Here is a 7,579-nt window from a genome sequence, read left to right on the forward strand (position 1 = left end):
AGATCAGCTACCCCTTCCACGACCGCGATGCCATCGTCACCAATTGCGGCCGTCTGTGCATCCATCGCAAGAAGATCAACATCTCAACCGTCATGGCCGGCCAGAAGCTCGGCCTCAAGAAGTCGACGACGGCATTTGGCTCGTCAGCTTCCCGCGCTATGATCTCGGATATATCGACCTCGAACAGAGGACATTGCAAACAATCGACAACCCGTTCGGCACGAGGTTGTCACCGATGTCTTAGGTACCGATTGTGACCTATGTGTCCGGGTCGGACACGAGAGTTAATGGCGCACCCGACAGGATTCGAACCTGTGACCTTTGGAATCGGAATCCAACACTCTATCCAGCTGAGCTACGGGTGCATGCCGAGGCGCTTGAATCGCCTTGTCCGATGCGAGGTTCTTAGCCTAGCTTCTCGCTGGCTTCAATCTACAAAATGAAAAGTCCGCCGTTCTTGCAGCCGGCGGACTTTTATGTCTCACGTCTGCGGGTCAGACCTGCATGGCGCCGGGGCCGGGGATGGCCTTTGGCGGCACCTTGCCGAGGATGATCATGCCGAGCACTTCGTCCTTGGTGACATCTTCGGTGCGGGCATGGCCGACGACCTGGCCGTTCTTCATCACCGAGACACGATCGGCGAGGTCGAAGACGTCGTGGATGTCGTGGCTGATCAGGAAGATGCCGATGCCTTCCTTCTTCAGCTGCTTGATCAGCTCGCCGACCTGCGCCGTTTCCTGGGGCCCGAGAGCCGCCGTTGGCTCGTCCATGATCAGGATGCGGGCATCGAAGAGGATCGCGCGGGCGATCGCCACAGACTGCCGCTGGCCGCCGGAAAGTGCTTTCACCGGCTCCTTGAAGCGGCGGAAGTTGGGGTTGAGGCGGCCCATCACCTCACGCGCGGAGGCTTCCATGGCGACGTCATCGAGCGTGCCCCACTTCGTGCGGATCTCGCGGCCGAGATAGAGGTTGGCGGCGGCATCGACGTTATCGGCGACGGCGAGCGTCTGGTAGATCGTCTCGATGCCGTACTTCTTCGCATCGCGCGGATTGCGGATGTCTGCCGGCTCGCCATTGATCAGGATCTCGCCGCTGTCGCGCTTGTAGGCGCCGGAGAGGATCTTGATGAGCGTCGACTTGCCGGCGCCGTTGTGGCCGAGAAGGGCGACGACTTCGCCGGGGTAGAGATCGACCGAAGCATTGTCCACAGCGTGGATGCCGCCGAAGGAGATCGAGATGTTTTTCATTTCCACAAGGGGAGTGCGTTGATCAGTCATATCTAGGACTCCTCTTTACTTCGACCGCGAGCGATAGACGGTGTCGAGCCAGACGGCAACGACAAGCACGGCGCCCACGACAACATTTTGAATGGGCGTGTCGACGTTGGCGAGGCCCATCCCCGATTGCAGCGACTGCATGACCAGCGCGCCGAGCATTGCGCCGGCGATCGTACCGGTGCCGCCGGCGAGCGAAGTGCCGCCGATGACGGCTGCGGCGATCGTATAGAGCTCGTAGGTCGTGCCTTGCGAGTTGGCGGCGGCGTTGAGGCGGGCGGTCGAGATCGCCGCGGCAACAGCCGCGAGAAAGCCCATAAGCGCGAAGATCCGAACGGCGACCCAGCGGGTCTTGATGCCGGCGAGCTCGGCTGCTTCAGGGTTGCCACCGATCGCGAAGACGTAGCGGCCGAAGCGCAAGCGGGTGGCGATGAAGGTCATGACGATGCCGACGAGAATGGCGATCAGCACCGGCACGGCGATGCCGTAGGAGATGAAGAGTCCCGTTTCCGGCCAGGCGATGTTGTTGGCTTCGGCGTACTTCTTGGCGATCGCCACCGGCCAGTAATAGATGGTGGACACCCAGATGGCGCCAAGGACTAGGGTGCAGCCGAGAACTGCCAAGAAATACTCTGCCCAGAGCGGACGGCGTGGGAAGTTGAAACGCTTGCGCTGGTGGCGCGAGCCGATGATGCCGACGACGATCAGCACACAGGCGACAAGCCCGATGATCCAGCTCCACGTGGCTCCGACAGCCCCTTCAGCGCCGCCGCCCATAATGCGGAACGTCGTGTCGAGAGGTGCGACCGTCTGGCCCGATGTCACGTACCAGGCAAGACCGCGCCAGGCGAGGAAGCCGCCGAGCGTGACGATGAAGGAGGGGACACCCAGGAAGGCGATGATGACGCCCTGGAAAAGACCGATCAGCGTTCCGGCAACCAGACCGCAGACCAACGTGATCAGCCAGGTCCAGGAGTTGTCGAAGCCGAGGTACTGCGGCAGGAATTTCGCCTGGACGACGCCCATGATCATGGCGACAAGGCCAAGCATGGAGCCGATCGACAGGTCGATGTTGCGGGTGACGATGACAAGCACCATGCCGGTCGCGAGAACCGCGATTTCGGTCGTCTGGACCGAGAGGTTCCAAAGGTTGCGCGGCGTCAGGAAGAGCCCGCCGGTGTAGAGATGAAAGCCGATCCAGATGACGAGCAGCGCGGCGACCATGCCGAGCAGGCGCGTGTCGATCTCGGTTGCGCGCAGGAAGCGCGTAAAAGCGTTGCCCTCCGCCGAGCGCGGATGGCTCGATGAGGATTGCGTGATGTTTGCCATGGGTTTGCCGTTTCCCCCATTGTTTGGGGCCGTGGCGCGGGTGCCCGAAAAGCCCGAACCGAGGTTGCCCTGTTCTTGAATTGACCACCGAGAGACTTCCGAAATGGCCGCTCAAGGCGCGGCACTATTCTGGCAGGGAATCAAAGCGTTCGGTGCGTTACGAGGCGGGAGTGTCCGTGGAGGAGGCACCATCCGCATCCGGCGCCGCAACGAGACCGCTGCGGCGCCGGATTGTTGATTGACCTGGCGAAGATTAATCGCAGGCCTTGACGCTGCCGGCCTTTACGCCCTGGCAAGCTTCAGCCTTGGAAATCCAGCCGGCGTCGATGACGACGTTCAGGTTGTCCTTGGTGATGGCCTCCGGCTTCAGGAAGATCGACTGCATCTTCACCTTCTTCGGGCCGCCCTCGAAAGTGGTGACACCGTCGATCTTGTCCATCGTCTTGCCACCAGCGAGGTCGAGCGCGATTTCAGCAGCGCGCTTGCCGAGTTCGCGCGAGTCCTTCCAGACGGAAACCGTCTGAGTACCAAGCGCGATGCGGTTCAGAGCAGCCTTGTCGGCGTCCTGCCCGGAAACCGGAACGGTGCCTGCCATGCCCTGTGCGTCGAGCGCGGCAACAGCGCCACCGGCGGTGCCGTCGTTCGAAGCAACAACGGCGTCAACCTTGTTGTTGTTGGCGGTCAGGAACTGCTCCATGTTACGCTGGGCGTTCTGCGGCAGCCAGCCGTCGGTGTAGGCTTCGCCGACGTTCTTGATCTTGCCGGCATCGACAGCAGCCTTCAACACTTCCATCTGGCCCGAGAACAGGAAGTCCGCGTTCGGGTCGGACGAAGAACCCTTGATGAAGACGTAATTGCCTTCCGGCTTGGCCTTGAACACGCCTTCGGCCTGCAGGCGACCGACTTCCTTGTTGTCGAAGGTGATGTAGAAAGCAGCCGGATTTTCAATCAGGCGGTCGTAGCCGACAACCGGAATGCCTTCAGCAGCAGCCTTTTCGATGGCAGGGCCGATAGCATCGCTATCCTGGGCGAGAACGATGAGTGCATTCGCGCCCTGTGAAATCAGCGATTCAACATCGGTCAGCTGCTTAGCGGCAGACGACTGCGCATCAGCGGAAATGTACTTTGCGCCCTTGGCTTCGAGGGCCTTCTTGATGGCGGCTTCGTCGGTCTTCCAACGCTCTTCCTGGAAGTTCGACCAGGAAACGCCGACGACGAGATCAGCTGCCATTGCGGCGGTGTGCACCGACACTAGGATGGCCGCCCCGGCCATCAGCTTCAAAACAGACTTCATAAATATCCTCCCGAGTGAATAGCGGCCAGCCCCAGCCAGTGGTTCCTCCGGCCGCCGCGGTTCGCTGGCGAGAAATTTGAATTATTTTCTCGACAGTCGAGAAATTAAGTGTCAGAGATTTTTTCAACTGTCAACACCGCACTACCGGCTTCGTTGCGTCGCGAAAAAATTGCTGGAGATGGGGTGTGAGCGAGGGCGGAATGCGAGGGGGAGAGGCCGGCATATATGCTGACCAAGTCGAGCACGGAGTTGGTCCGGCAGAGAAACAGCGTCCTTGTGTTAGCTGCGCTTCGACGACATGGGGCGCTGGCGCATACAGAGATTGCCGACTTTACGAAGCTTTCCTCCGCGACGATTTCAGCAATCACGGCTGACCTCGAAAAAGCGCAAATCATTGAAAAATCCGAGCAGCAGCCAAGTAGCGGAAGAGGGCGTCCGCGCGTGCTGTTTCGACAGCGGCGCGACTGCGGCTACCTTGTTGTCGTGATCATTTCATCGGACGGCGTGCAATATTCGCTGGTCGACTACGCAGGCAAACTCATCGACCGGTTCAGCGAGGAAAGGTCGCATGATCCTGCCGGTGCCGAGCGGTTTATTGCCTCTATTAAACAGGGGCTTGCGCGCATTCTTTCACGCTCGAAGCTGCCCCAGGAAAAGGTGCTGCTGATATCGATCAGCAGCAAAGGCCTGGTGCATCCGACCGACCCTGTACTGGTGTGGTCGCCGATTTTCGGCAGCAATCAGATCGACTTCGAATCGGCCTTGCGGCCCGATTGGCAGGCCAGGATTTTTCTGGGGAACGAGACACAGCTCGTCGCAGCCGCACTCGGCGCACATGAAGCGAATGCGAGGCCGGTTGATTTTCGGTCGCTCGCCGCCTTGTCGCTCGGACATAGTGTCGGGCTCGGCATCGTCCGGAGCACGGGGCAGGGCGAGCGTGAAGTGTCGGCCCCAAATTTTGGACATATGTTGCATATGGCAAACGGCGGCCTTTGTCGCTGCGGCAGCAGGGGATGCATCGAGGCTTATGCTGGCTTCTACGCCATTTTGCGCATGGCCTTCGAAGTGCCGCTCGACACGATCCCAGCCAAGTTCGTGCCGGTCGCCGAGCTCGACAAGATCGCCGCCCAAGCGCGACAGGGGCACCGCATGTCTGCCTTCGCATTCAGGCAGGCCGGTATTGCACTCGGAAATGGGCTTTCGCGTCTGCTAAGTCTGACAGAACGCATGCCGATCGCCATCACCGGGCCGGGAACGCGTTACTATGATCTGTTGCGACCGGGGATCGAGGAAGGGCTTGGCCAGACGCATGTCGTGCGGATGGAGGGAATGCCGGAGATCCGAGTCGTGCCCGACGAATCGATCCTCGTGTTCGAGGGTCATCTCGACCGGGCATTGTCGGTGATCGATCAGGAGCTGGTCTTGTCCGGTATCCAGGGATCGGATTAGCGGTGCGCCTAGCGGATCGTGCAGATGGAACGAGAAATGGCCGGGCAGGGACCCGGCCATTTCACAGGTGGCTTTCGGTCGGGAGAGGGCCGTCAGCCAATCTTGATGAGCTTGCCTTCCTTGACGGACTGCACGGCGGCATCGGCAAGCGCGAGGGCAGCCAGGCCATCGGCGCCCGACGGCGAGATGGTCGCGCCCTTTTCGATTGCGGCGATGAAGCTCGCGATCTCGTTGGCGTAAGCTTCGGTATAGCGAGTCATAAAAAAGTCATGCAGCGGCGGACGGGTATAGCCGTCGCCGTTGGCGACCTCGATCGAGACCGGACGCTGGTTCTCGGCAGCGACCATGCCCTTCGAGCCATGCACTTCGATGCGCTGATCGTAGCCGTAGGTGGCACGGCGGGAATTGGAGATGATTGCCTGCTTGCCGGATTTGGTCCGCAGGATCACGGAAACGCTGTCGTAGTCGCCGGCTTCGCCGATCGCCTTGTCGACGAGGACGGCGGCGGTCGCGCTGACGGCAACTGGCTCTTCGCCGAGCAGGAAGCGGGCCATGTCGAAGTCATGGATCGTCATGTCGCGGAAGATGCCGCCCGAACGCTTGATGTAATCGACTGGCGGGGCGCCAGGATCGCGCGAGGTGATCGTTACCATTTCGACATCGCCGATTCGGCCATCATCGATCGTCTTGCGAACAGCCATGAAGTGCGGGTCGAAGCGTCGGTTGAAGCCGACCATCAGCTTCGCCTTGGTCTCGTCGACGACCTTGATGCAGGCCTTGACGCGGGCAACGTCGAGATCGATTGGCTTTTCGCAGAAGATCGCCTTTCCAGCGCGCGCGCATCGCTCGATCAGTTCGGCGTGGGTGTCGGTCGGGGTGCAGATGACGACGGCGTCGATATCCTTGGCGGCTTCGATCGCGTCGATCGTGCGGACCTCGCAGCCGTAAGCCGATGCGATCGCTTCGGCGGCCTGCGGAAAGGCGTCGGCGACGGCAACGAGCTTGGCATTGGCATCGCCGCTGACGGCCTTCGCATGAACCTTGCCGATACGGCCGGCGCCGAGAAGACCAAATCTGACTGTCATGAGAACCTCCCTTGAATTCGGAACAAATGAACCGAACTGTGATGCTTGTGGAATTTTCATTCCATTTAATGGCTGCCGCGTCAAGCCCGGCGCTCTTTCACATTTACGGAATCCATCCTAAAGACATGTCATCGAAATACCGCGCGGGATAAATATGCAACTCATCGATCCGAACCATCCGGCCTATCGCCCGCTGTGGGCTCGCATCCTGATTGTGGCCGTTTGCTTTGGCTGGGCGCTGGTCGAAATGATCACCGGCGATCCATTCTGGGCGGTCCTGTCGGGCGGCGCGGGCGTCTATGCGGCCTATATGCTGTTCTGGAACTACAAGCCGCAGTCGCCGGAGGCGGACACGGCGCCATCTTCCGATGACGCGGAAGAGGCAGAAGATACAGAAGCCAAGAAGGACGCTGACTAGTCAGCGGGCAAGGCGGCGCAGCGCCTGGTCGATCAGCAGGTTCGCTATCGTCATCCGCTTGGTGGCGTTCTCGCGGAACAGCGGGTTGACGCGATCGGGATGGTTCTGCTTGGCAAAGGCGCGGCGCTTTTCGCTGAGGCTCTGGGCTGTATCGCGCGCAGAAATGTCCAGTTCGGCCGCAATATCTTCAGGCGCGATGCGCTCGAGGTGATCGGGCATCACCGGCTCGGGCTCTGGTTCAGGAGGCGGCAAAGGCTCAGGCGACCGCTCGGCCACGGTCTCCGATGCGGCGAATTCCATTGTCTCGAAATATGCCTGGTTGGGTCGCGCTGACGACGCCGAGACGCCTTCCATGACGTCGAAGGCGAGGCCGGTATTGAGACCGCTTACGCGGGCGGCGGCGGGTGCATCCTGTTCGACGGTTTCGTCGTCCTCCGCCTTCAGGCGGTCGAGCACGGACTGGAACACGGATTGGCCGAACAGCATGATTGCCTCCAATGAAAGAACACAAGGGGCAAAACGCCTTCAACTGGCAGCTTTTCCTTGGGTTCGGTTTCGTGTTGATCGACGTTTTCGCCGATCGGCTAAATCTCGTGCTTCCGCTGGACAGGTGGTTCCTCGCCCTTCGGTTCTCGAACCAATCTCCAATGCGTGACCTGATGCGTTGGCTTCGGTCACAGAGTGATGTTCGGCTCCCGGTTTCCCATTCTCCCTGAGGAGCGCAGCCCAG

The 7,579-nt window shown here is 60.5% G+C and carries 7 protein-coding genes, 1 tRNA gene and 1 pseudogene; 3 read left to right on the forward strand and 6 right to left on the reverse strand.

All coding sequences use genetic code 11. From position 1 onward, the window contains the following. Window positions 1-257 (forward strand): annotated as a pseudogene (locus RHIBUN_RS37155) (hypothetical protein); the annotation flags it as partial. Between the two features lie 31 nt (window positions 258-288). Here RHIBUN_RS37155 and RHIBUN_RS0132530 read toward each other — a convergent pair. The 4 genes from RHIBUN_RS0132530 to xylF form a co-directional block, all read right to left on the reverse strand. After that, a tRNA-Arg gene (locus tag RHIBUN_RS0132530) sits at window positions 289-365 on the reverse strand. Window positions 366-494: 129 nt separating this feature from the next. Next, complete coding sequence (locus tag RHIBUN_RS0132535) at window positions 495-1,277, reverse strand: ATP-binding cassette domain-containing protein (protein ID WP_018116463.1); 783 nt, start codon at window positions 1,275-1,277, stop codon at window positions 495-497. 15 nt (window positions 1,278-1,292) lie between these two features. Next, complete coding sequence (locus RHIBUN_RS0132540; RefSeq protein ID WP_025662836.1) at window positions 1,293-2,603, reverse strand: sugar ABC transporter permease; 1,311 nt, start codon at window positions 2,601-2,603, stop codon at window positions 1,293-1,295. Between the two features lie 253 nt (window positions 2,604-2,856). Next, a complete protein-coding gene (gene xylF, locus RHIBUN_RS0132545; protein WP_018116461.1) occupies window positions 2,857-3,897 on the reverse strand; it encodes a D-xylose ABC transporter substrate-binding protein in 1,041 nt (346 codons plus the stop codon). 225 nt (window positions 3,898-4,122) lie between these two features. Between xylF and RHIBUN_RS0132550 the strand changes: the two genes are divergently transcribed. Next, the gene (locus RHIBUN_RS0132550; protein ID WP_025662837.1) at window positions 4,123-5,346 is read left to right on the forward strand and encodes an ROK family transcriptional regulator; all 1,224 of its coding nucleotides are present in this window, start codon (window positions 4,123-4,125) and stop codon (window positions 5,344-5,346) included. A 92-nt stretch (window positions 5,347-5,438) separates the two neighbouring features. Here RHIBUN_RS0132550 and iolG read toward each other — a convergent pair whose 3' ends face one another. Continuing rightward, window positions 5,439-6,431 carry an inositol 2-dehydrogenase gene (gene iolG, locus RHIBUN_RS0132555; protein WP_025662838.1) on the reverse strand — a complete coding sequence of 331 codons (993 nt, stop codon included), beginning with the start codon at window positions 6,429-6,431 and terminating at the stop codon, window positions 5,439-5,441. A 154-nt stretch (window positions 6,432-6,585) separates the two neighbouring features. On the opposite strand from iolG, the gene RHIBUN_RS0132560 reads away from it, so the two are divergent. Then, window positions 6,586-6,849 (forward strand): hypothetical protein, encoded by a 264-nt coding sequence (locus tag RHIBUN_RS0132560; protein ID WP_025662839.1) that lies wholly within the window; start codon window positions 6,586-6,588, stop codon window positions 6,847-6,849. On the opposite strand, the gene RHIBUN_RS0132565 is transcribed toward RHIBUN_RS0132560, so the two are convergent. Then, on the reverse strand, window positions 6,850-7,335 hold the full coding sequence (locus RHIBUN_RS0132565) for a hypothetical protein (protein ID WP_025662840.1): 486 nt from the start codon (window positions 7,333-7,335) through the stop codon (window positions 6,850-6,852). Window positions 7,336-7,579 lie beyond the last annotated feature (244 nt).

It is taken from the genome of Rhizobium sp. IBUN (assembly GCF_000510625.1).
Taxonomy (GTDB): Bacteria; Pseudomonadota; Alphaproteobacteria; order Rhizobiales; family Rhizobiaceae; genus Rhizobium; species Rhizobium altiplani.